Origin of the sequence: Streptomyces sp. NBC_01520 (genome assembly GCF_045040375.1) — a bacterium.
Lineage (GTDB): Bacteria > Actinomycetota > Actinomycetes > Streptomycetales > Streptomycetaceae > Streptomyces.
Genome location: NZ_CP109404.1, coordinates 6,398,987 through 6,422,621 on the forward strand (window position 1 = coordinate 6,398,987; position 23,635 = coordinate 6,422,621).

The 23,635-nt window shown below is 68.9% G+C and carries 15 protein-coding genes; 8 read left to right on the forward strand and 7 right to left on the reverse strand.

Translation table 11 applies throughout. From position 1 onward, the window contains the following. Positions 1–773 precede the first annotated feature (773 nt). From OG524_RS28910 to OG524_RS28930, 5 genes are all read left to right on the forward strand, one after another. Positions 774–7,721: a LamG domain-containing protein gene (locus OG524_RS28910; RefSeq protein WP_405811943.1), complete on the forward strand. Its 6,948-nt coding sequence runs from the start codon at positions 774–776 to the stop codon at positions 7,719–7,721. A 397-nt stretch (positions 7,722–8,118) separates the two neighbouring features. Next, a complete protein-coding gene (locus tag OG524_RS28915; protein WP_405387779.1) occupies positions 8,119–8,505 on the forward strand; it encodes a hypothetical protein in 387 nt (128 codons plus the stop codon). Next, on the forward strand, positions 8,477–8,896 hold the full coding sequence (locus OG524_RS28920; RefSeq protein ID WP_405387778.1) for an ATP-binding cassette domain-containing protein: 420 nt from the start codon (positions 8,477–8,479) through the stop codon (positions 8,894–8,896). Before OG524_RS28915 ends, OG524_RS28920 begins: the two co-directional genes overlap by 29 nt. 471 nt (positions 8,897–9,367) lie before the next feature. After that, positions 9,368–9,688, forward strand: a complete 321-nt coding sequence (locus OG524_RS28925) for a hypothetical protein (RefSeq protein WP_405387777.1) — start codon at positions 9,368–9,370, stop codon at positions 9,686–9,688. Positions 9,689–9,863: 175 nt separating this feature from the next. Further along, on the forward strand, positions 9,864–10,220 hold the full coding sequence (locus OG524_RS28930; RefSeq protein WP_405811944.1) for a 3'-5' exonuclease: 357 nt from the start codon (positions 9,864–9,866) through the stop codon (positions 10,218–10,220). Between the two features lie 170 nt (positions 10,221–10,390). Here OG524_RS28930 and OG524_RS28935 read toward each other — a convergent pair whose 3' ends face one another. From OG524_RS28935 to OG524_RS28960, 6 genes are all read right to left on the reverse strand, one after another. Beyond that, entirely contained in the window at positions 10,391–11,197 is an 807-nt protein-coding gene (locus OG524_RS28935) for a carbohydrate ABC transporter permease (RefSeq protein WP_405387775.1), read from the reverse strand. A gap of 125 nt (positions 11,198–11,322) precedes the next feature. After that, a complete protein-coding gene (locus tag OG524_RS28940) occupies positions 11,323–12,345 on the reverse strand; it encodes an ABC transporter ATP-binding protein (protein WP_405387774.1) in 1,023 nt (340 codons plus the stop codon). A gap of 2 nt (positions 12,346–12,347) precedes the next feature. Further along, the gene (locus OG524_RS28945) at positions 12,348–13,109 is read right to left on the reverse strand and encodes a carbohydrate ABC transporter permease (protein ID WP_405387773.1); all 762 of its coding nucleotides are present in this window, start codon (positions 13,107–13,109) and stop codon (positions 12,348–12,350) included. Positions 13,110–13,198: 89 nt separating this feature from the next. Continuing rightward, positions 13,199–13,624 carry a hypothetical protein gene (locus OG524_RS28950; protein ID WP_405387772.1) on the reverse strand — a complete coding sequence of 142 codons (426 nt, stop codon included), beginning with the start codon at positions 13,622–13,624 and terminating at the stop codon, positions 13,199–13,201. A 17-nt stretch (positions 13,625–13,641) separates the two neighbouring features. After that, the gene (locus OG524_RS28955; protein ID WP_405387771.1) at positions 13,642–14,913 is read right to left on the reverse strand and encodes an ABC transporter substrate-binding protein; all 1,272 of its coding nucleotides are present in this window, start codon (positions 14,911–14,913) and stop codon (positions 13,642–13,644) included. A gap of 119 nt (positions 14,914–15,032) precedes the next feature. Beyond that, positions 15,033–17,576, reverse strand: coding sequence for a hypothetical protein (locus OG524_RS28960; RefSeq protein ID WP_405811945.1), 2,544 nt, complete (start codon positions 17,574–17,576; stop codon positions 15,033–15,035). A gap of 51 nt (positions 17,577–17,627) precedes the next feature. Here OG524_RS28960 and OG524_RS28965 point away from each other — a divergent pair, with 51 nt between their 5' ends. Further along, the gene (locus OG524_RS28965; RefSeq protein ID WP_405811946.1) at positions 17,628–17,756 is read left to right on the forward strand and encodes a hypothetical protein; all 129 of its coding nucleotides are present in this window, start codon (positions 17,628–17,630) and stop codon (positions 17,754–17,756) included. A gap of 1,230 nt (positions 17,757–18,986) precedes the next feature. On the opposite strand, the gene OG524_RS28970 is transcribed toward OG524_RS28965, so the two are convergent. Next, the gene (locus OG524_RS28970) at positions 18,987–19,175 is read right to left on the reverse strand and encodes a hypothetical protein (RefSeq protein WP_405811947.1); all 189 of its coding nucleotides are present in this window, start codon (positions 19,173–19,175) and stop codon (positions 18,987–18,989) included. A gap of 444 nt (positions 19,176–19,619) precedes the next feature. Here OG524_RS28970 and OG524_RS28975 point away from each other — a divergent pair, with 444 nt between their 5' ends. Together OG524_RS28975 and OG524_RS28980 are read left to right on the forward strand one after the other, a co-directional pair. Next, complete coding sequence (locus tag OG524_RS28975) at positions 19,620–20,138, forward strand: AMP-binding protein (RefSeq protein ID WP_405811948.1); 519 nt, start codon at positions 19,620–19,622, stop codon at positions 20,136–20,138. Between the two features lie 127 nt (positions 20,139–20,265). Beyond that, positions 20,266–23,244, forward strand: a complete 2,979-nt coding sequence (locus OG524_RS28980) for a helix-turn-helix transcriptional regulator (RefSeq protein WP_405811949.1) — start codon at positions 20,266–20,268, stop codon at positions 23,242–23,244. Positions 23,245–23,635 lie beyond the last annotated feature (391 nt).

The following is a 23,635-nucleotide window of genomic DNA, read 5'->3' on the forward strand; positions in this document are numbered from 1 at the left end:
CCCCCACACCTGACGTGCCGTCACTGACACCATTCCACCGACATGAAACCGGAACATCGCATCTTGGCGAGAACCAACACCGCCGAACCAAGGACGCACCATGCGATAAAACATCGGGGGAAGAATGGGCTGTGACGCTGAGTCGACCGCCTCTTGACGCACAGCAACTCGGTATCCGAGAATCGGGGACACTGCTCAGGGGAGGGGTAGAGAATATGGTCGGCTATGGGGATAGTCGGCGAAGAAGTCGCGAGAGGGCGACCCGTCAGAGCTCAACAGCCCGAGCCGTCGACCGCTCGTATCACCATTTCGTTCCGAATCGAAATCGAACGAGACCGAACAGGTCGACTTAGCCTCTTTTCGCGGAAGTTGCCCTCCTCCAAAGAAATAAGCCGGGTGTTCGATTACGGTCGCCACCCGGGGCCGACCATGATGTCTCTTGATCCACTGGCCGTATTCGATGTTCACCGAGTGATCTAAGCGGTCGTCCGCGCAGTGCGAGCCGATCCGCTTTGCGCGTGTGGGCTTCGGAGCTTTTCAGGTGGTCCGGGCAAAATTTGCCGAACAAGATTCCGAATTTTTTCTCGATCGGGCAGGAGTCTTCCGCCGTACATGCTTCATATTTTCGGCGTCGGTTCGTCGCTGCTCCACGGGTTCCGGATGGCCAATTCGGATGCCCAGGTAGTTGGTTTTCGCTAGAAGGGTTCAGTGCATGAGCTGATCCCGCCGTTTCTCGTGCCCACGTACGTGGGCCGTCGATTTGGAGGTCGTGAGTGCCGAACAAGAATCTGGTCAGGGTGTACAGCGACAGGAAGTACGTGTATACGACGATGGTGCGTCACCAGGGGACGACGGTGGCGTTCGCCATGGACGACTCCCGGCGTATCTACTACAGCGTGCTGAACCTGGATCTGGGCAGCCGCGAGCGGGGCGAGATCGACAGTTCGTACTGGGTCGACAATCCGCCGTTGCTCACGTTTCCGGCCGAGGTGACCGAGGTCGGCTTCGGTGCTGGTGAGACGGTTGAGGTGCCGGCGGTGCGGTCGGGTGGGCGGGCTGAGGTGTCCGGCGGTGTGCAGTTACAGTCCGAGGATCTGGATCCGTTCCTGTCCACGACGGCTCGGTTGGGTGGTCAGGCGCCGTTCCAGGTTGTCTCCGACGGCCGGTACCTGCTGTTGTTCCGCCAGTCCGTGGACGAGATGCATCCGGACGCGTTGTTCCGCTTGACCGGCGGCGGCGCGTCCGGGGACGCGGCCCGGACGGACTACGCCCAGACGGCCGGTGCGAAGGTGCCTCTGGTGACCAACACCATGCTGTGCGACCGGTTCGTGCAGGTGGGTGCGACGGTGAAGCCGGTGCTGGAGGTGCGGTACCGGCGTAGCCGGAGCAAGACCGTGCCCGCGTCCAGCAGTGACACGCTCGGCACGAGGGACCTGGACGGTGACCCGTTCTACGAGCCGACCCGCCAATTGTCCTTCGTCCGCAACGTCGCCGATGGTGAGTTCGCGGTGATGTTGCTGCCCACCCAGGTCGACGGCGTGTCGCGGTGGCAGTTGTTCGCGGTGAACAAGGTGACCGGCCGGCTCGACTCGTTCAACGTCGAGCGGGCCGACGACGGGCTCTTCAATCTCGCGGGCACCCAGTTCTACACCAGCTCGGACCCCCGGTACGCGGCCTCAGTGCTGGAGCGTGAGCCCGGGGTGGATCCGTTTACGAAGAAGCCGCTGGTGCCGGTTCCGCTGCCGACCGACCGGGCGGGGGCGGCGCTGCGGCTGAACGGGCAGGACGGTTACGTCGACCTGGGAAGTGGGCCGAGTGCACGGTTGCAGGGCGGCTATACGGTGGAGGCCTGGGTCAGCCCGGCCACGGCCGGTGGGGTGATCGTGGCCGCCGGGGACGGGACGCAGGCGGGATCGTTCACGCTGCGGCTGACTGCCTCCGGGGCCTTCGCGCTGGCCCATCCCGGCGCCGGGAACACCGTCACCTCGCCCAACGCGGCGGTGTCGACCAACCGCTTCACCCACGTCGCGGCGGTGTTCGAGAGCGGCACGACACCCAAGGGCCGGCTGTACGTGGACGGGGTCGAGGTGGCCTCCGGGCCAATGTCGTTCACCCCTTCCGCTCCTTCGGGAGTCGTGACGCTTGTCGGTGCCCGGCCGTCGGGAACCGGCGCCGCCGAGTTCTTCAAGGGTGACCTCGACGAGGTTCGCGTCTGGAGCAGGGCGCGGCCGGCCGCTGACCTGACTCGGGATTTCCGTCGCCGGCTGGCCGGGGTCGAGCCGGGGCTGGTCACCTACTACCGCTTTGACGAGGGTGGTGGGAGCAGCGTCGCCGACCACACCGACAACGGGTTCGACGGCACCGTCCGGGGTCGCGCGGTGTGGCTGACCTCGGGTGCGGCGGTGGGTGACAGTCCGGGCCTGTCGAGGGAGACGTTCGGTATTGCGGGCCGGTCGCTGGTTTCCGGGGTGTCGGCGGTGTTGTACTTCCAGCAGGAGGAGACTGCTGCCGGTTACGCCGACCGGCCGAGCGCGGCCAAGCGGCAGGCGAGGGTTCTGCTGGCGTGCCCGACGGTCGAGACCGCCGTCCCGGGCGGGAGCCCGCTGCTCGCAACCCTCGACCTGGCTCTCGCGGCCGACGGGCGGCTCGCGCGGGTGCCCCGGTCGGTGACGCTGTCCACTATCGGGCGCCCGAACCCGACCAGCGACATGGATCTGCTCAGCGCGGCCCAGACCGCGGTCACGACCACGCAGGCGAGGATGGTCGCGACCCAGCGTCTCCTCGACGAGGCGGAGCAGTCCGCGCGGCAGCTTCAGCCGTCGTACCAGTACTGGAACGACAGGTACTGGAGCTTCGTGAACTCCGGCTACTGCTACGACCAAGGGGGCTGGATATCGCCGTCCGATCGCTCGCCCCGTGCGAGCGAGTTGCTGGGAGCGTTGGGGTCGGTGGCCGGCCCCTACAACGCGGCGCTGAGCAGTCAGGAGGAGTCGCGGGCGCAACTGGCCCGGGACGAGACGCTGCTGGCCGACCAGCAGGCGAGGTTGGCCGTGCTCAGCGGCGGGTTGCAGGGCGGCGACGACGTGACCCTGGCGATGCCGACGGTCTCGGTCGACAGTGCCGGGCTGAGCGTTTTCGGCGCGGTGCTGGCGTTCGCGTGGAGCCAGGACACTCCGGTCCTGCTCGACAGCGCGACCGGTGACGTGGTGCTGTACTTCCGCGGTGTCGACGGGCAGTTCTTCTCTGTCTACTACGACGTCACCGCCTCCCGGGCAGCCAAGCAGATCGCGCTGCCCTCCGGCCGGCTGACGCTGGCCAGCCGGGACATCGGGGTCGCCCTGCCCGAGCTGAGCCTCACCGTCTCCGCCGGCCCGGACGCCGACCACTGCACGGTGACGATCACCCGTACGGTCAACAGCACTACCCACACCGAGACGTTTGCTCTGGTGCCCCGGCGTGCCGACCTGTTCGCGGCCGTTCTCAACGGCACCCCGACCGGGGATCTGCTGGGCGCGGTCGCCTCGGTCCAGGCCGCCACCGTGACCCTCGCCGCGCCGCTGTCGGTGGCGCTGGCGGCGAGCGCCCGGGTCAGCGTCGCAGGGGTCGTCCACACGCTGCGCGACGCCGCGCCCGTCGGCGCCACCACCTTCACCCTGAGCGTCAGCCCGGCCGCCGTCCCGGCGGGCGCGCCGGTTCGCACGGTCGTCTACAGCTACACCGCCGCCGTCGCCGGCCGTCCCGGGGAGCGCCTGGACAACGGCTCGCTGATCGTCGCCGTCGATGCCGGTGGCGCCACCGGTGCCGTCCCCGACGGCACGGCCGCCGACGTTGTCGCCGGTCGGGGCAACAGGTGGCGGGGCCACGCCCCCGGGCGAGCGTTCGCCTTCGATGGCACCAAGCGGCTCGCTCTCCCGGCGGCCCAGCGTCCCCGGGCGGCGATGGTCGGCGACCTCACCCTGGAAGCCTGGGCCAACCAGGGGTCTATCGGTCCGCAGACCCGCATCGTGCACGCCAGCCTGCCCGGCACCCCCGCCACCCGGTACACCCTCGGCGTCTGCAGCGCGCCCTACCCCTCGGCGCTCGAGTTCAACGGAAGCAACGACTCCCTCGACTGCGGCACCGGCATCAACCTGACCAGCACCTCCTTCACCGTGGAGTTCTGGGCCAAGCGCCTGGCGACCGGCCGGAACGACTACATGGTTGGCCTCGGCGCCGACGGCACAACGGACAAAAGCCTGCACATCGGGTTCCGCGCTGGCAATGGCTTCACCATGGATTTCTGGGGCGACGGCGTGGAAGTCCCGAGCAGCTACAGCGATCAGAGCTGGCACCACTGGGCGTGCGTGTACGACCGTGAGGGCACCAACCGTCAGCAGATCATCTACCGGGACGGTGTGGAAGTCGCTCGCGACACCGCGACCGGTCACTTCTCAGGTACTGGCAAGCTCTGGCTCGGCCAAGCCGGCACCGGCGGATTGGCATATGTCCATATGGACGAGGTGCGCGTCTGGGGGCGCGCCCGAACCGCGGAGGAGTTGAAGGCGGACAAGGACCGCCGGCTGACCGGCCGGGAGGCGGGGCTGCTCGGTTACTGGAACTTCCTCGGCCGGCGGACCACGGACCTGACCGGGCGGGGCAACAACGCGACAATCGCCGGGAACCCCAGGGTCGTTGGCTCCGCTTTCCCCGGATACAAGGTCCTCGCCGGGGTCGGGGACCAGCTCGTCCGCAGCCGCGACGTCTACCCTGCCGGGCAGTGGAGCCACCTCGCGGCGGCGTTCGAGCAGGACTGGGCACTGCGCTTCGACGGCGCCGCGTGGCTCGACACGGGCCGCGCCGACGCCCTCAACATCACCGGCGACATGACGATCGAGGTCTCCCTGCGGCTCGACACCCTCGGCGGCACTCAGGGCCTGGTCTGCAAGGGCGGGCTGGCCGACGGCGCCGGCGGGACCGTGCCGTACAACCTCTATGTTCAGCCCGACGGGGCGCTCGCCTTCACCTACGAGAACACCGCGGCCGTCCAGCCGGGCGTTGCCGTCTCGACCACCAGACTTCAGGCCGGCGTGTTCACCCGGGTCGCGGTCACCCGCAAACCCAACCCGAACAACTTCAACGCCTCCGACATCCAGTTCTACGTCAACGGCGCAGCAGCGGGCAGCGCCACTCTCACCGGCACGGCGCAGACGGGCAATGATCAGGTCCTGGAGATCGGCCGCTGCCGCAGCGGCCAGACCGGCTACGGGCTGCGCGGCGTGATCAGCGAGGTACGGCTGTGGAGCGTGGCGCGGGAGGCGGCGAAGATCGGCGTGGCGGTCACCGAAACCACGCCGGGGCTGGTCGCCCAGTGGACGTTCCCGGAGGACACCGGGAACACCACTGCTGACGTCGCCAGCACCTACACCGGCCGCCTGCACGGCGCCACCTGGGTCAAGACACCCGACCCGGGCGCCAACCTGTTCCGGCTCTACCACGACGGCGACGCCACCCCCGCCGACCCGGTCCCGGCCACCGACACCGTCGTGACCGCCGGCTACGGCCCCGAGCAGTTCACCGTCGGCGGCGTCACCACCACCGACAACACCCTGCGCGACGCCTTCACCGGCAACCTGGACGAGATCCGGGTGTGGCAGACCGCGAGGACCGGCGAACAGATCCTCGACAACGTCTTCACCCGCCTGCGCGGCGAGTCCGAAGACCTGGTCTGCTACTACCCCTTCGACGCCGCCTCCACCGTCACCGGCGCCCCGGTCCTCGACGCCGGACCGCGCGGGAACAACCTCACCACCACCAGCGGCGGCGAGCCCACCGTCGTGCTGTCCACCGCACCGATCTCCACCGACACCGCCGAGGTCCGCTCCGCCCTGACCGGCATCCGCACCACCTTCCACGAACTGATCAGCACCGCGCCGGCGGTCGCCGAGTACGCCGACGTCCAACGGGTCCCGCACCGGGGCGTTCGCGGGGTGATGAAACGCTGCTACACCTACCAGCAGGACGGCCGCTGGTACCTGGTGACCGGCTACAAGGTCGGCAACCTTGCCAGCACCTGGGTCGGCCAGGCCCAGTTCGACCCGCAACTCGTCGGCTACATCGAGGGAGCGCCCCCGGTCCCCTCCGAGAACCTCGTCAAGCGACCCGGTACCGACGACTACGTCGACGCCACCAAGGTTTCCTTCGTCCAGGCCGAAGAGGTCACCAACACCCTGTCGTCCAGCCGGGAGACCAGCATGGATGTCTCGGCGAAGATGAATTTCTCCTGGGAGGTCTCGGCCGACGTCCTCGGCATCGCTGCACCCTTCGGCTTCGGTAAAGCTGCACCAATCTTCAAACTCGCCAATGAGGGCAACCTCGAATTCGGCCTCGACTACTCCAACGGCTGGACCAGCGACGCCGAGGTCTCCGAAGGCAGCAACACCACCCGCACCAGCGCCGTCGCGCTCAGCGGCGCGTGGGAAGACCCGGACCACCCGCTCAACCCGGCCGCCGGCCAGCGGTGGGTACCGGCCAACACCGGCTACGCCCTGGTCCAGTCCGAAACCGCCGACGTCTTCGCCCTGCGCCTCGAACACACCGGCGCGCTCGTCGCCTACCGGATGATGCCCAACCCCGACATCCCCCGCGACTGGAACATCATCGAATTCCAGATCAACCCCTTGTACACCAAGCAGGGCACCCTCGACGGGCTCGTCGGCTACGGCCTCACCGGCCCCTTCTCCGACCCCGCCCACTACCCCACCGCCGGTGACGGCGCCGAGTACAGCTACTTCAAACCCCGCGAGGCGTACGCCCTCAAACGCCGCGTCGAACGCCAGGCCCAACAGTTGCAGAGCTTCTACGACTCGGTCTCCACCGAAACCCACGCCCCCGACCGGACTACCGAGAAGGTCAAGGAGATCGCCAGCAAGTCCTCCGCCCGGCGCAACCTGGCCAATACCTACGTCTGGACCGCCGGTGGCGGCTTCTTCGCCGAGTCCAACGAGACCACCGACACGGTCACCGAGACCACCGGCGGCTCCTACTCCATCAAGGGCACCATCAGCGGCGGCGGCATGTTCGAACTCAAGGGCGCGGCGGGCGGCGCGAAGATGGGCTTCGAGGCCAGCATGTCCGGCGGCAGCAGCGTCACCCGCACCAGGGCAAAAACCTCCACCAAGACGTTCGGGCTCGACGTCGAGTGCCCCGGCGGCCGGGACCTCCAGCGCTACACCGGCAGCGGAACCCCCGTCTACGACCCCACCACCAACCAACCCGTCAACGCCCCCGGCCGGGTCGACGCCTACCGCTTCATGACCTTCTACCTCGACGTCACCAAGGACAACTTCGAGGACTTCTACGGCAAGGTCATCGACCCGCTCTGGCTCGCCACCTCACCCCAGGCCGCCGCCCTGCGCCAAGCCCACCAGGCCGACCAGAAACCCCCCTGCTGGCGCGTCTTCCACCGGGTCACCTTCGTGAGCCGCCTCCTCGACCCCGTCGCCGCCACCACCAACGCCCCCGCCTCCCTCGCCAAAGCCCTGCAGAGCGAAGGCTTCGCCAGCATCTACGACCTCGTCCAAACCCTCGAACCCGACATCAAGAACGTACCGACGAACACCGCCAGCCTCGCCAACCTCACCACCGCCGCCACCCAACTGATCAGCAAAACGCTGTTCCGGCTCACCCCATACACCCAAGAAATCATCCTCCACCTCGCCCGCTACCTCGGCATCGACCGATAGCCCCGGGACCAGTACCGAAACAGATCAAGTAGACGCCCAAAGGCGATCGGCCCTCGGCACAGCCACGCGCTGCACCGGGGGCCACAAGGGAACGGCCCGCCGTCCACGTGGACCCAGACCACCCGCGACGATCCCCACAAGGCCGACCTCGTCCCCCTCAGCAGCCACGAACTCCTCCGCCTGCTACGGGCCTTGGTCCTTCCGCCGCCCAGACGAGACCGCGACCACCTGCTGTGGTGGTCCACCTGGCGCCGCCGACACCAACAGCGCGCCCGCCGCTGGCACGCGTACGCCGACACCACACCATGATCAGAAAGGTTCAACAACAGCTATCTACAGCTGCCGTAACAGTTCTCGCGGCGACACCTCCCGCAGGTACCAGGACTCCGCACCCGCGATGGACCGCGTCTGGGGCATCGAAGGCCTCGCACCGCTGGCGGCGGACCTCGACGCGTACGGCCGCGGGGAGCGGGAGTTCGACGTCCTGGGGCTGCAGGTGCTCTGGGAGCACAAACGCATGATGGTCGCCCGGACCGAGCGGTGCCTTGAGCTCGGCGCCGACGTGGAGGTGCTGCTGCCCCGGCTGCGGCGCATGGAACGCCAGGCGTGGACCTTGCGCACGATGATGCTCGAGACACTCGACGGGGACCGCGGCAGCTTCGGCCGCGAGGCCGTGGCCCTGCTCGAGGAAATCACGGCCGGTGAGCGCAGTGTCCTGCCGGAGCCGGTCACTCGGCTGCGCAAGGCCGTGAACCGTGTGGACGAAGGGAACGTGGACGCGTGATCACCGTGCGGAACCTGACACGGGAATTCGATGTCACGGTGCGTCAGCCCGGCCTGCGCGGCGCCCTGCGCTCGGTCGTGCACCGCGAGACACGGACCGTCACCGCCGTCAGCGACGTCACCTTCGAGGCTCACGGCGGTCAGGTCCTCGGCGTCCTCGGCCCCAACGGGCGGGCAAGACGACGACCCTCAAGTGTGTCGCCGGCCTGCTCAACCCCACCTCGGGCACGGTCGAGGTGCTGGGCCACGACCCCTCCCGCAGGTCCCCCGACTTCCTGCGCCGCTTCGGCTTCGTGATGGGCCAGCGGTGGCAGCTGCACATCGACCTGCCGGTGTGGGAGTCCTTCGAACTCCACCGAGTGACGTACAGGAGCTGGTCCTTTCGCTCGTGACGAGGTCCGCGGGGCCGGCCGGGACGGATGCGGCCGACCTGCTGCCGCGCGGCGGCGACGGGGGACACACACATGTGCGTCCGGCGCTGGTGCCTGGTCTGGCCGGGACGTGTGCGGGCCGCCTCGGACCGGGACCGGCGCACCTGTTCGAGGTGGGGACGGTGCTTTCGCGGGACGGCGATGAGCAGCGGCGGGTCGCCGTGGTCTGTCATGGTGCCGTGTCGGAAGGGAGACCGGTCAGGCGCAGCAGGTACGCGACGTCGTGCGCGGTGCACCGGGTGGCCGGTGCCGGGCGCAACGTCGCGCTGGTCCCCGGGGACGACGCAGGGTTTCTGCCCCGTTCCGCCGTCACCGTGCAGGTCGGGGGCCGACCGGTGGGGAACCTGGGGCTGGTCGAGGTCGTGGCCCGGGACGGGCGGCTCCTCGTTGTGGCGGCGGCGGAGCTCATGATCTCGGCACTTGTAGGCCGCCGTGGCATCCTCGTTCCGCACCAGCGGCCCACACGCGGCCACGGCCTGGCCCGTCGCGACCCGGGACGTCACGCTCGCCGTGCCCGAGGCCGGACCGTCTGTCGGGGATCTGCTGGCTGTCCTGCACAGCGCCGACCCGCTGGTGACCGGTGTGGACGTCGTGGGAGTTCACACCCGCACGGAGGACGAGGGCACCCGGTGCATCACGTTCCGGATCGCGATGTCATCACGATGGCGGACGGTTCCGCGTGCGGAGGCGAACGGCGTGGTGGCGCGGGCGGTCGCGGCGTGTGAGGGGTGGGGAGCCACGTTGCGGCGGTAGGGGGAAGAACGTCCGGCTCTGCAGCGGTCGACTGCTGTTCGTGTGACCTCGCAGCACTCTCGTATGTATCTTGTGGCGGACGTGAGGATCCGTCCGATCGATCTCCCTGCGGCATGGGGGTCATGCACGATCCGGCCAGTCGCGCCGGGGTCTCCTGCACCGCGCCCCCACCGACATGGTCACCCAGGTCGCCTACCGGCTGAAGCAACGGGGTGTCGAGCCGACCGAGATCACCCCGGAAGGTCCGAAGAAGCCCGAGGGGGTACACATCGGGACCATGTACCGCTTCAAGGGCCTGGAGTACCAGCGCATGATCATCGCAGGCGTCACCGAGGGCCTGGTTCCCCGGGCATCGGTGGACCAGTGGGAGAAGACCGACCGTACCCGCCACAGGCGTGAGCTCCAGCGCGCCCGCTCGCTGCTCTTCGTCGCGGTGACCCGTGCGCGGGACGCCCTCGTGATCTCGTGGAACGCAGAAGCAAGCCGTTTCCTGACGCCCTTGCGGGCGGCTGCCACCGGTCGGAACCAGTGACTGGTGGTCAGGTGGCCCGCCCGTCAACGGCGTCCCCTCGCGAGTCATCCCAGCGGGGGAAGCCTGCCTGCTTGCGGGCTCCGCTGCTGGAGTGGCCGGTCTTCTCGAACCGGAAGCGCACCTGTCGACGTATCAGCCGTCGGCCCTCCACCACTACCTGCGGATTCAGGTCAGAGCAGCTCGAGAAGACGCGTTCGGTGAAGAACGATCAGTTGAACGGCTGCGACGGCGGCAGCGGTGATCAGCAGCATGATCGAGAGGGTGCTGGCATACCCGAGCTCGCCGTACAGGAATGCGCGGCGGTAGACGTAGAGCGGTGCCACCAGTGTCGCGGAGTGCGGTTCGCCGGCTGTGATCAGCAGGGCTGGGATGAACGTGGTGTGCAGGAGGAGGACGACGTCCCGCAGTGCGAGCAATATGAGGATCGGTGCCATCAGCGGCAGCGTGATGCGTCTGAAGGTGAAGGTGCGTCCCGCGCCTTCCATGGCGGCGGCTTCGTGCAGGGAGTCCGGCAGGAGGCGGCGTGCCGCGAGGGCGACGAGGAAACCCTCGCCCATCTGGAGGGAGGCGACGAGCGCGAGTCCGCCTCGTGCGGCAGTGGGGTCGGTGAACCAGCCGGGTGAGGGGAGGCCGAATGCTTCGAGGGTGAGAGGAAGCGGCCCGTAAAGAGGGTTGAGCAGCCAGAGCCACAGGAGAGCCCAGGCCGCGTCAGGAATGATGGACGGCAGGAATACCGCGGTGCGGGCGGCGCTGTTCACGCTGCTGCGGCGGTGGAGCAGGAGCGCGCAGCCGACGGCGAGTGCGGTTCGCAGGGGTATGGCTATGGCCGCGATCTTGGCCGAGTTGGCGAGGGAGTGCCAGAAGGTTTCGTCGGTGGCGAGCCGGCGCCAGTTGTCGAGGCCGGTGAATGAGGGGGCGCCGAAGCCGTAGTAGTCGGTGAAGGCGAGCCATACCGAGCCGATGAGTGGGACGCCCACCAGAAGGGCTGTGGCGACGAGCCATGGCAGGGCCAGTGCTGTCGGCCGATGCCTGAGTGAGGGTGTGCGCGCGCTGCCCCATCTGCGGCGAGGGGCGGGCCGAGTGGGTTGGCAGTGTTGTTCGTTCATGCGGTGCGTGGTCCTTCTGCCGAAGCGAAGTGGTGCTCGTCGGCATTGCTCCAGGTGATGCCGGTCTCGCTTCCGGGCCGGGGCACATCGGCCGAGGACGGCACCCTGACCAGAATGCGCGTGGTGTCGGGGCACACGACGTGAAGGACGGTCTCTTCGCCGCTCGGCTCCACGGTGGTGACGCGTCCCGTCAGATGCCCGTGTCCGGCCTGTGCCAGGTGTGTGCGCTCAGGTCGGATGCCGGTCACGGGACCGTTCTCGCGGCCCAGCGCTTCGGGTGGCAGCAGGTTCATCGGCAGAGTTCCGATGAAGCGTGCGATGAATGCCGTGCTCGGGCGCGAGTAGAGCTCGTCAGGTGTGCCCACCTGCTCGATGCGGCCTGCTCGCACGACGGCGATACGGTCGCCCAGAGCAAGTGCCTCGGTCTGGTCATGGGTGACGTAGAGCATCGACACGCCCAGGCGGCGCTGGAGTTCGCGGATTTCGGCTCGCGTGCGCAGTCGCAGGTCGGGGTCGAGGTTGGCGAGAGGTTCGTCGAGGAGGAAGGCCTTGGGGCGGCGGATCAAGGCCCGGGCGAGTGCTACGCGTTGGCGCTCTCCGCCCGACAGTTCGCGGGGGTACCGGGCCAGAGCTGCGGTGAGGCCGAGCATGGTTGCGGCCTGGTCGACGTCGGTGGTGATCTGGGTCCTGGGCACGCCTCGGGCGCGCTGGCCGAAGGCGATGTTCTCGGCGACCGTGAGGTGGGGGAAGAGCGCGTAGTCCTGGAAGACCAGTGAAAGGTCCCGGTCGCCCGGTGCGGCCGTCGTGACGTCGCGTCCACCGATCTCGATTCGGCCGGCGTCGAGTGTCTCGAGTCCGGCGGTCGCTCTGAGCAGAGTGCTCTTTCCGGAACCTGACGGTCCTACGACCACCATGAGCTCGCCCCTGGCCACGTGCAGATCGACCTCGGTCAGGGCGGCGATGGGCTGCTTACGGCGTGAACGGTAGGACTTGTGCGCACCGTGGATTGCGATGCCCATGGTCATGTCTCCAAGTTGCGGCGGGGGGCGAGCGCTCGTTGTGCGGCGAGGAAGGCGAGCGCGGCGGGGGCGGTGGCCATGACGGCTGCTGCCATGTAGAGCGGATGCAGTGTCGGCTCGAGTGCGGAGAGGGCGCGCAGGCCGAGTGCGAGCGGCCAGTCCTCCTCCGTGCTGAGCAGGATGAGCGGGTCGATGAAGTTCCCCCAGTAGGTGGCGAAGGCGAGCGCGGCCACGGCGAACATGGTCGGCCGGGCGAGTGGGAATGCGACCGACCTCCAGATACGGAACACCGATGCCTGTTCGACTGCCGCGACCTCATACAGGGACCGTGGGATGCGGTGGTAGGCGAATGCGAAGAGCAGCACGTAGAACGGCGTGGTTCCCATGACCGCGGGCAGCGCGACGACGAGGGCGTGGTCGGTCAGCCCCAGCTGCTCCAGCATCACCTTGCGCGGCACCCACATGGCGGACGCGGGCATGCTGAGCACCACCAGCGCGATGCCGATCAGCAGGCGTCGTACGGCGGGGCGCGCCATGACGATCGCGAACCCGGCCCAGGAGGCGACAAGCACGGTGACCGGTACCGCGGTTGACACGACAAGAACCGAGTTCAGCAGCTGTTGGCCGAGCGGGATCAGCCCTGCAGCGGTCTCGTAGTTCCCCGACCGGATCACGTCCGGCAGGAGTTCGAGCCCGCCAGGAGGCGGCAGCCCGGGCTTGCGCAGCGAGCCGATGGCCATGATGGCCAGCGGGAAGGAGAACACGACCCCGACCATGCAGGCTGCCAGGGCCCGTCCTGCCGTGCTGCCACGAAGTCGGGCTCGGCGTCGTACACGCGCCTCCTGATGCACTGTCATTTCGGGGGCTCCGGTAGTTCCACGATCGCGATTGCCTTGCCGCACGACCCCTCGCTCATGCCGACGAACCCTTGGCCGTGGGGCGTTTTGACGAAGATCTCCGCGTCGATACCGTCATTCTGCGAGCTGAGGACGGTGAAGCCGGCCTGGTCCGCCAGCTTGTGCACGTGTCCGAAGGCCTCCCGGATCGATTCCCGGGTGGAGATCACCACGGAGGTGAAGTCGTGCTGCTTGCTGACGGTGGTGACCACGCCGAGGTCGCCGACCTTGAACCCGGACGGTATGTCCGAGATATTGGCTGCCGGGCTGGGGCTCGGGCAGATGGCAGCGCCGTCTGCCGTGCCGGGCCCGGCTTCGGTGTCTGCCGTGGGAGGGGTGCAGGCCGTCAGCAGGGCTACGCAGGCCCCTGCGGTGATCAGCACTGCCCGAAGCCTCCTCCTCATCGGGTGTCGTTACCGGAGGTGAACAACGGCCGGGTGCGCTTGTCGATCCGCTTGATCACGTCATCCACGGGTGCGCCGTCGTAGAAGGCGCGGGCCAGTTCCTCGCCGGCTATGTCCTCGATCTCCGGCCAGGTCGCCAGGACCGGGAGGCTCTTGAGATACGGAAGGACGTCGAGGAACGCCTGGGAGTTGGCCGGCTTCTTGACAGGGGCGAGGAAGGCCGACGAGTTGGCGACCTCGCGAAGGGACGGCACCACACGTCCGCTCAGCGAGGTGATCCGCTGGCCGTCCTTCCCGGTGGCGAAGGCGATGAAGCGGGCGGCTTCGTCGTGGTGCTTCGACTTGCGGGCGATGCAGTAGGCGTCCGAGTGCAGGACGCCGGCCGGCTTGCGGGTCACCGGCAGGGCGGCAACGTCCCAGTCGAGACCCTGCACTTCGCGCAGGGCCGGGGTTTCCTTACGGGAATCGAGGAACATCGCGAGCTTGCCGGAGGCGAACCGGGCCTGCAGGTCCTGACCGGCGAGCTCGGTTCTGTCCGGTCCCGCACCGTCGTTGCGCACAAGCTGCACCAGCGACTCCAGGGCCTGCCGCGCAGCGGGCGTGTCGAGCGTGAGTCGCGTCGGGTGCTGGGGGTCGTCGACGATGTCGCCGCCGTTGCTCCAGACGAACGGAGCAAGGCGAACGATGGAGGGATCCATTCCCAGGCCATGGACGCCGTCGCCGGTGAGGCGGGTGGCCGCTTCCTTGAACTGCTCGAAGGTCCACCCCGGCTTCGGGGCTTGCACACCCGCCTCGGCGAACAGCGTGCGGTTGTAGTAGACGACCAGCGAGGAGAGGTTCTGGGGCATGCACTGCACCTGCCCGTCGTACGTGAACGCGCTGATCGGCTGCTGGTAGTAGTCCGCTGTGTCCACGCCGACGCCGGCCAGGCGGGGGCCGATCGGTTCGATGGCGCCGCGGGCCGCGAACTGGGCGTACTCCCGGTAGTTGATCAGGAAGACATCCGGCGGCTCGCCGCCGGCGAACGCCGTCGACAGGCGGGTGAGGTGATCGGACTTATTCGCGACGGGCACGAGTTGCACCTTCGTCCCGGGATGGCTCAGCTCGTAGGACTTCGCTATCGCGCTGTATCCGGCAGTCTCCTCAGGCTCGCCCGAGACCTGGACACGGATGGTCGTGTCGCCGCCGGTGGCGGGCGTGGAAGTGGTTCCGCAGCCGACCAGGAGGGCAGCGACACCTGCCGCGAGGGCCATTCGACGCTTGATCATCTTTCTCACTTTTTTCTCTGTACGCAGCTGCACATCAGCTGAGCCTTGCCACCTCCAGGAGGTGATGGGGCAGGACGAGGGGCCGCGGGTGCGGCCCCTCGCGTGGTGTTTCCTCGGTGTCATTCAGAGCCGAGATTGAGCCTCCAGGCTCCGAGCCCGTGGGTCGCGGCGTAGAGGATCCGCTTGCCCGGCACGACGGTCAGGCCCGCCACCTCGACGTTGGGTATCCCTGGAGCACTCTTGGTCCACGTCGTGGTCCCGGCCGCGAGCCGCAGCACGCCGAAGTCGGTTGCCGCGTAGAGGTCACCGTTGGCGTCGTCGCGCACCAGGTCATTGGCCGGCAGGTCACCGAAGTCGTACGAGCGGTCCGTCCAGTCGGCCTTGCCGGTCGCCGGGTCGAACCGGACCTCGAACACGTGCCCAGGGGTGGTCGGCGTGACCGAGTCGAAGCCGCTGTAGGAGATCCAGGCGTGGTTTTCGTCAGCGGGGTCGACGTGGATGCTGCTGATGAACCGGTTCGGGGTCACCGCGTCGTCGTCGAGCCGGGTCCAGGAGACCGAGGCCGCCGACTCCGCGTCGACGTTGTGGGAGATGAACAGACGGCCGGTGGCCGTCGCCGCCCAGGCGGTGGCGGTGTCGGCGGTGGTGCGCTCGACGGCCACCACCCCGCGCCCGGACCGGTCGCCCCAGGAAGTGGAGTTGAGCGGTTCGGACCCGAGTTCGACCCAGTCGCCGCATACCACGGTGCGGTCGCGGGTCCTGGAGTTGCAGAGCCGATTGGCCTCCTCGAGCGTCCGGTCACCGAGCCCGAACGTCTTGGTCCGGTAGACCGACCGTCCCGCGCCGGCGAACATCGTGCCGCTGACCTTCGGGTCGCTGATTACCGGCGGGTAGAACTCGCTGAAGCCCTTCCCGTTGATCGGGTCGCCGGTCCAGATCCAGTCGGAGTTGTTCCCGTTGTTGAAGTTCACCTCCACAGACGCGCTGCTGAAGGTGTGGAAGCGGAACTCCGGCCGGCCGACGTCGAAGCCCGACTGGCCGCCGTCGCCGATCGCGGTGTTCCGCCACAGGTTCGGGCTGCCGTCGGTCTGCCAGGTGCCGTTGTCCTGCGTCCCGCCCTGCAGCACGTTGCTGTTGTGCGGGCTGACCGACAGGCTGATGAACTGCAATGTGGACAGACCCTTGTTGATGCTGCGCAGCTCGGACGGGATGCGGGAGAGCATCTGCCTGCAGCGGGATTTCGATTTCTCGTCCAGGATCCGGCGAGGGTCGTCGCACCACGCCGAGCGGTCGACGAGCGTGCCGCTGGACCGCACCATGCCGCCGTCGCTGGCCTCGAAGAACTGGAACGGGTTGTTGGGGTTCGTCGCCAGGGCCTGCTGGTCCGGGTGCAGGCCGTTCGGATGCAGCTGGTCGGTGCCGTCGAACGTCATGTCGGTGCCGCTCACCCCGGCGTCGGTGGAGAGCACCACTCCCCGCTTGTTGGCGATCCTGTCGCCGTAGGCGTAGGAACCGCCGACGTAGACCATGTCCGGGTGCCCCTCCGGGGTGTGGACGAAGATGTCGTACCAGCACAGCGAACCGCACAGGCCGAGCCAGGCGAACCCGGGGTTGGTGACGTCGGAGCTGGTCAGATCGGTGAAGGCCGGGGTGTCGGCGGCCGCGTCATCAGTGCGGAACATCCGGGAGGCCGGCTGGCTCATGTTGCCCTCGTGGACGTACATCCGGGTCTTGCCGTTCGGCAGCCGGGTCACGTCGAAGGCGGGCCGGGTATAGGCGTTCGTCGCTTTGAGCGACGGCTTGATCTGCGTCCAGGTGGTGCCGCCGTCCGGCGACCGCCAGATGCCCCGCGCCCACGAGCCCGCGTACACGATCTCCGGGTCGCTGGGGTCCAGTTCGACGCCCTGGACACCCCCCGGCGAGCAGGCGGTCTGGTTGGCGTACTCGGCTTGGCTGCCGGTGCAGGCCGCGGCGTCGGCCGACCCGTTGTGGACGAAGGCCCAGGTGGCTCCACCATCGGTGGACTTGTAGAGGCCCCACTTGGCCGAGTCGGGCACCGGACGGGTGATCCCGGAGCAGCAGGTGCTCGACATACCGCGCATCGCGGTGGAGGTGGCGACGTAAATCGTCCGGGGGTCACCCCGCTTGACCGCGATCTGGCCGATGCCCTTGCCACCGAGTTCCGCCTGGCCCAGTGGCCCGGTCCAGGTTTCGCCGGCGTCGGTGGACCTGTAGATGCCCACGCCGGCCACGCAACCGGAGGAGCAGCCGTTGGCCTCGCCGGTGCCGACGTAGATCGTGTTGCCGGTGGCGTCGTTGCGGTCGATGGTCACCGAACCGGCGGCGTTGATGCCCAGCGGCCCGCCGAGGTACCGCCAGGACGGCTCGTCGGCGAGCGCGTTGTCGGTCCGCCAGATGCCACCACCTGCGGCCGTGATCCACATCTTGCAGCGACCCGGTACGCAGGTGGGGCTGATGGCTACCGCGGTGGTACGGCCACCCGCGACGTACTCGTTGGGCAGATAGCTGGACGAGTCGCGGTACGGGGCGTACGGGTAGACCGCCTCCTTGGGCCCCACCGTGACCCAGGTGCCCTTCTGTCCCTTGCCTGTCGGGAGCGCGCGGCCCTTGGCCGTGCGGTAGGCGGCGCGCGCGCCGTTCATCTGCGCCACGGTGATGGTGTCACCGGGGTAGGCGCGCTGGCGGAATGCGGCTTGACCGGCGGATCCCGGGTCTTCCTCGCCTTCCTCGCCTTCCTCGCCTTCCTCGAGCGGGTCACCAGGGTCGGCCTGGTGCAGCTTGTCCAGATTCTGGCCCAGCGCGACCTGTGCGGTGGTTCCTGACGGATAAGTTGCCACTACACAGGCCAAGACAGCGAGTATCCCGGCCACGAGTGCGGCGAGCAATTGGCGACGTCTGCGGGTCACGTGAATTCCTTTCTGCGGTGGAGTCGACCGGCAGCCCGCCAGGGCAGCCGTCGCCAACCGATAGGCGAGGATTGCGGGGTCCGCGAGCATTGGCTCCGCCGCCCCGCCCGTATTCGGCGAGGCTGAGCCGCATACGCGAGAGACGCCGGGACGAGACTCATGTCTCGCCCCGGTCGCGGCCCCCTCCGGTTGGGTTCACCGCTTCGTCGGTTCACCTCGGCGCAGTCGGTACGCCTTGGGAATCGTCTGCTTGACGGTGTCCCCAGCACTGTCGGTCGCTGCGGCGGCAGCGCGGAGAAAGCTGTCGCCGACCGAAGTCGGGCAAGATCTGGTTGAGGGCGGTATGTGCAGACGGGGCGGGGGCGGGCCGGCCGCATTCGCCGGGGTGGTCGATAAGACCACCCCGAGGATGGTGATGCCGGTGACCGCGGGGGCCAGCTGTTGCCCGGAACGCCTCTTCGCCAGACCTCCTGAGATGCCGTTCCCTCGGGTTCGCCGTGAACGTGGTGAGGAATGCACAAGTGCCTCCTCATGTGGTGCGGGCCGGCGCTGCTCTCCGGCGCGATCGGAACCGCAGCGCCTTGGCTGCGGACCGCGCGCCCTGCTGTTGCGGCAGTGATCCGCCACCGGTCGATCAGCCTGCGGGTTCGCCCCGGAACCTGGCTGCGTCAAAGAGCGCAGGACGGCTGGGCCGGTTGAGGCGGCCCGTCGGATTCGACCGTGCGGCAGAACCTTGCGGACGCGGGGCCGGGCGACGGTTCGCGGATCAGGCCACGGGCCGACGCGGGCTGTGGTGCTCGCATGGGGCTAATTGGCAACGGGCGAAGGTGCTGTTCTCCACGCGGCTGAGTGTTGTTCCCGCACCGGTTACCGGACTACTGGGCAGATGACCCATCTTTGCCCCCGCGCGCTCATCTGGCGGCCGTCGCCGGCCTGGTCATCGATGACGACGCCGGCTTCGACGACCCTCACGGCCGGCACCGTCCGGGACGACACCTCGAGTGCGCACCCGGATGGTGCGGCGGCGCGCTGAGCGGCCCGAGGCGGAGAACCTGGGATCAACACCTCGCCGTAACGCGGCGGCCAGCTCAGGCCAAGCCACGGATTCGGCGCTGTCGCATGCTCACCAACTGTGAAACCCGGGCGTCACTGGCCTCGCGCGACGCCGAGCAGTTCCGCGGGCGGGCCGATCGGGATGCGCCCGGAGGTCCACACCGCGCGCAGAGCGTAGTGCAGATCGATACTCTCCGTCACCACCTCCACCGGGCGTCCGTCGGTGAGGTCTGTGCGCACGGCGAGCTCGCTCACGACGGTGGGGCCCGTCCCCACGATCACGGCGCCGCGGACGGCCGAGCACAGCTCCAGCAGACGCCGTCCCGCCCGAGAACGTCCCGCCCGAGAACGCGAGGCGCCTGTGGACGCTGCGCCGGTCCACGCCCTGGCTACGGGCGACATGGTCCACCGAGCACCGCTCGGCCGGCAACAGCAGTGCCTCGTTGTACATGTGTTCATGGCGCAGCAGGCTGCGGTGCGAACAAGCGGTCTCGTCGCGCTCCTCTCGGTCCTGTCCCCGAAAGGCAAGTCGGCTGTCCCGCCACGTCAAGCGCTCGGATGTCGTGCGACCTATTGTTGTGGTTCCGCGGGATGCACCGCAGGTGTCCCACGGCCGGCCGGCGACCGCGCAGGACACCCTGGCAGATGATCCCCCGTTCGACCAGGGACAGGACATGCGGCACCGGGCCCGACGCGCCGACCGTGCCGACCCAAGGAGGCAACAACGTGACCAACCTCGCCTCATTCCTGGTGCACGCCGCCCAGGAGCATGGCGGTCGAGTCGCCGTCCACGAGTCCGAGGCCCTCCTGACATACGTGGAACTGGACGGCGCGAGCGCCCGAGTGGCGACGTTGCTCCGCGCCGCCGGCGTCCAGCCCCGCGACCGGGGCGCACTGGTCGTGCCCAACATCAGCTCCTTCCCGATCGCGTACTACGGCAGATCGTGGTCGAGCGCCCATCGCGCCGTGCGCGAGTCCGCCGCCCGGCATAGCGGCGGCACCCACATTGCGATGACCTCCCACCCCGGCGTCGACACCCGCCTCAACCTCGATGCCGTCCGCACCGCGCAGGCACGAGCAGGCCGGCCGGATCACAGGCACGGAACATCGCAGCACACACCGCCGGGAACGCGCCGCCCCTCAGAAGCCGATGCCCGGGAGGGCCACGGCGGCGCTCCCGGGGCGGCGCCGCCTGCCCGGGCCTACCCGAGGACAGCCCCGACAAGGCTCTCGGTTCCCACCTAGTGCGGCTTCCGCCGTGGCCTACGCGCCCGCCATCCCGCCTTGTAACCATGCTCACGTTGCTCCCCGACCACCCGACCCGGCACGATGGTTCGGGAACGCCGTCAGCTCTCCCCCCGTGATAGGGCACATGTCTACCTGCGGTTCTGACCCCCACAACCTGCTGGCGATCGCGTCACCCGGCTTGATCGGACGCGAGCGCGAGCTCGCCGCACTGAGAGCCGTGCTGTTGGACCCGCCGGTGATCGTGCTGGTCGAGGGCGAGGCCGGGATCGGTAAGAGCCGGCTGGTGCAGGAGCTCCTCGCGGCGCATGCCCCGGCCCGGCAGGGGGTACTGCAGGCGACCTGCCCGGCCGTTCGGCAGCCCTTTACGCTCGGTCCGGTGGTGGACGCGATCCGATCGGCGACCGAAGATGTCTCCGGGCTCGGCCTGAGCGGGTTGGCGGGGGCGCTCCGGCCGTTGTTCCCCGAGTGGGCTTCGGCGCTGCCGCCGGTACCCGACCCGGCCGAAGACGCAGCAGCGTCACGACACCGGCTGTTCCGGGCCATCGAGGAGATCCTCGAACGGCTCGAGATCGGGTTGCTCGCGGTTGAGGACGTGCACTGGGCAGATGAGGCCACCCTGGAGTTTCTGCTGTTCCTGGCGTCACGTCCGCGGCAACGGGTCAGCCTGCTCGTGAGCTACCGTCCGGAGGAAATCGCGCCGGACTCTCTGCTGCTGCGGTTGTCGTCGCGGCAACCGGTGGGAACGGCGACGCTGCGGCTGTCGTTGGAGCCGTTGGACGTCCCCGGGACTGCCGAAATGGTGTCCTCGATGCTCGGTGGGGAACGGGTTTCCGACGAGTTCGCAGCCTTCCTGCACGACCGGACCGATGGGCTTCCGCTCGCGATCGAGGAGTCCGTCCGGCTGATGTGGAGCCGCGCCGACCTGACCCGGCGGGGTGATTCCTGGGTGCGGCAGCTGCCGAGTGAGATCGACGTACCGCCCACGGTGCGGGATGCCGTACTGGAACGCAGCGCACGGCTCGGCCCCGCGGCACAGGCGGCGCTGCGCGCGGCCGCCGTACTCACGGCCCCCACCCCCGAGGACACCGTCGTCGAGGTGATGGCGCCGGCAGGCGATCCGGCGAGCCGGCTGGCAGGCCTGGCGGAGGCAGTGGGTTCAGGTCTGCTGAGGGAGGACCCGAGCGGGCTGGTCTCGTTCCGGCACATGCTGGCGTGCCGCGCGGTGTACGAGGCGATTCCTGCGCCGCAGCGACGGGCGATGCACCTGCGTGTCGCACACGTCCTCGAAGACGCCACCCCGTCCCCGGTCGCCCAGCTGGCGCGCCACTTCCGGGAGGCCGGCGACATGACGGCATGGTGCCGGTACGCGGAACAGTCTGCCGACCTCGCCCTCGCCTCGGGCGACGACGCGACGGCGGTCGCCCTGTTGCACGATCTGCTCACCAACCCCGATCTGCCGCCCGCCGACGTGGTCCGGCTGACCAGTAAAGTTCCGTTCGCCCTGCTCGGCGGGCACGAAAGCTACCGCGAACTGATGGACGCCCTCCGCCTCGTGCTGGACACCGGTGAGCCGGCGCCGAACGAGGCAGCGGAGATCCGCTTCCATGTGGCCCGTCTGCTGCAGCAGACCGAGGCGTTCGAGCAGTCGCGGATCGAGGTGGAACGCGCGCTGCCCGACCTCGGGCACGACCCGGCGAAGGCGGCCCGCGCGATGATGCTCCTCGGCCTGCCGTACGGGACGACGACACCGGCGGCCGAACACCTCAGGTGGCTGCGGCGCGTGGCGCAGGTGCCGGCCTCGATGGCGCCGCGGGACCGGATGAAGATCCGGGTCGGACGGGCGAGCGGGCTTTTGCTGCTCGGTGAGGAGGAGGGGTGGGCGGAGGCAGCGTTGATCGCCGATGACGCCTCCACCACCGAGGAGAGGCAGGACATTACGATCGGCCGACTCAACGTCGGGCACATGGCGCTGATATGGGGAAGGTACCCGGAGGCAGGACGGTGGCTCACGTGCGCCGTTGGCCTTGCCGACAGGTATGAGTACCTGAACCTTCGCAGGATCGGGCAGGCGACGCTGGCTCACCTGGACTGGCTCACCGGGGCCTGGGACGGGCTGGCCGACCGGGCCGGATCGCTGGCCGGTGACGAGGAACTCCTGCAGCCGGTGAGTCGCCTGGCGCCGGCCATGGTCACCGGCTTGCTGTACGCGGCCCGCGGTGATCGGGACCGAGCGGACGCGTGCCTGCGGCTCGTCCTCGAACAGGCGGACCGCCATGGCGGGGCGGAGTACTCCATCGAACCTGCCGGAGCCCTGGCCAGGCTTCGGCTCGGCGCCGGCCGGATCGACGACGTGCTGGAACTGACCGACAAGCCGATCCGGTTCCTGGAACACAAAGGCACCTGGATCTGGGCCACCGAACTCGCCCCGGTGCGGGCCGAGGCGCTGCTCATGGCCGGCCGCTCCGACGAAGCCGACGACCTGGTCGACGCTTTCGCAGCGGGAGTGCGCGATCGCCTCGCACCTGGCCCGCACGCCGCCGTGTCGACCTGCAGGGCGATCCTGGCTGAGTATCAAGGCGATCCCCTCGACGCCGCCGGACTGTTCGCGCGTGCCGCCGACGAGTGGCAGAGCCTCCCGCGGCCGTACGAGGCCCTGCTCAGCCGCGAGCGACAGGCCGGCTGTCTGCTGCGTGCGGACCGGTCGGATGCGGCGCTCTCCGTCCTTGCGGAGACCTTCCAGGGGTTGTCCACCCTCGGCGCTCGTCGCGATGCCGAGCGCGTCATGCATACGCTGCGTGCACACGGTGTCGAGGTGAAGCGTCCGTCGTGGCAGGGTGGGCGGCGAAGCTACGGCAATCAACTGTCTCCCCGGGAGCGCGACGTGGTCCGGCTGCTCGTCGAGGGCCGGACCAACCCGGAGATCGCTGGTGTCCTTGTCCTGTCGCCGAAGACGGTCGCGCGGCACGTGGGAGCAGCGATGCGCAAACTCGAGGTGTCGTCCCGGACGGCGCTGGCCGTGAGGGTCGTCGAAGCCGGCGTCGTCATCGGTGACCCGGCCGCCAGGTGGGCGCGCGGGGGCAATGTTGGGTCATCTGCCCAGTAGTCCGGTAACCGGTGCGGGAACAACACTCAGCCGCGTGGAGAACAGCACCTTCGCCCGTTGCCAATTAGCCCCATGCGAGCACCGCAGCCCGCGTCGGCCCGTGGCCTGATCCGCGAACCGTCGCCCGGCCCCGCGTCCGCAAGGTTCTGCCGCACGGCCGAATCCGACGGGCCGCCTCGACCGGCCCAGCCGTCCTGGCCCTTTGACGCAGCCAGGGTCCGGGGCGAACCCCGCAGGCTGATCGACCTCCCGCTGGGCGCCGGAGATCTTGGGCACCACAGGCACAAGCACCGTGCTGTTCCAGGGCGATGCCCGCTACGCGGCAGGGTCGGTCAAGTCCGGCTGCACAGGCGCAGCCACCCTGATTACGCCGTGGCCCGGCGACCGGCCT

Coding starts and splice junctions, on each gene's coding strand:
- OG524_RS28915 (WP_405387779.1), top strand. CDS start 8,119: ATGGACCGCGTCTGGGGCATCGAAGGCCTCGCACCGCTGGCGGCGGAC.
- OG524_RS28930 (WP_405811944.1), top strand. CDS start 9,864: ATGGTCACCCAGGTCGCCTACCGGCTGAAGCAACGGGGTGTCGAGCCG.
- OG524_RS28940 (WP_405387774.1), bottom strand. CDS start 12,345: ATGGGCATCGCAATCCACGGTGCGCACAAGTCCTACCGTTCACGCCGT.
- OG524_RS28955 (WP_405387771.1), bottom strand. CDS start 14,913: ATGATCAAGCGTCGAATGGCCCTCGCGGCAGGTGTCGCTGCCCTCCTG.
- OG524_RS28960 (WP_405811945.1), bottom strand. CDS start 17,576: ATGAACGGCGCGCGCGCCGCCTACCGCACGGCCAAGGGCCGCGCGCTC.
- OG524_RS28980 (WP_405811949.1), top strand. CDS start 20,266: ATGTCTACCTGCGGTTCTGACCCCCACAACCTGCTGGCGATCGCGTCA.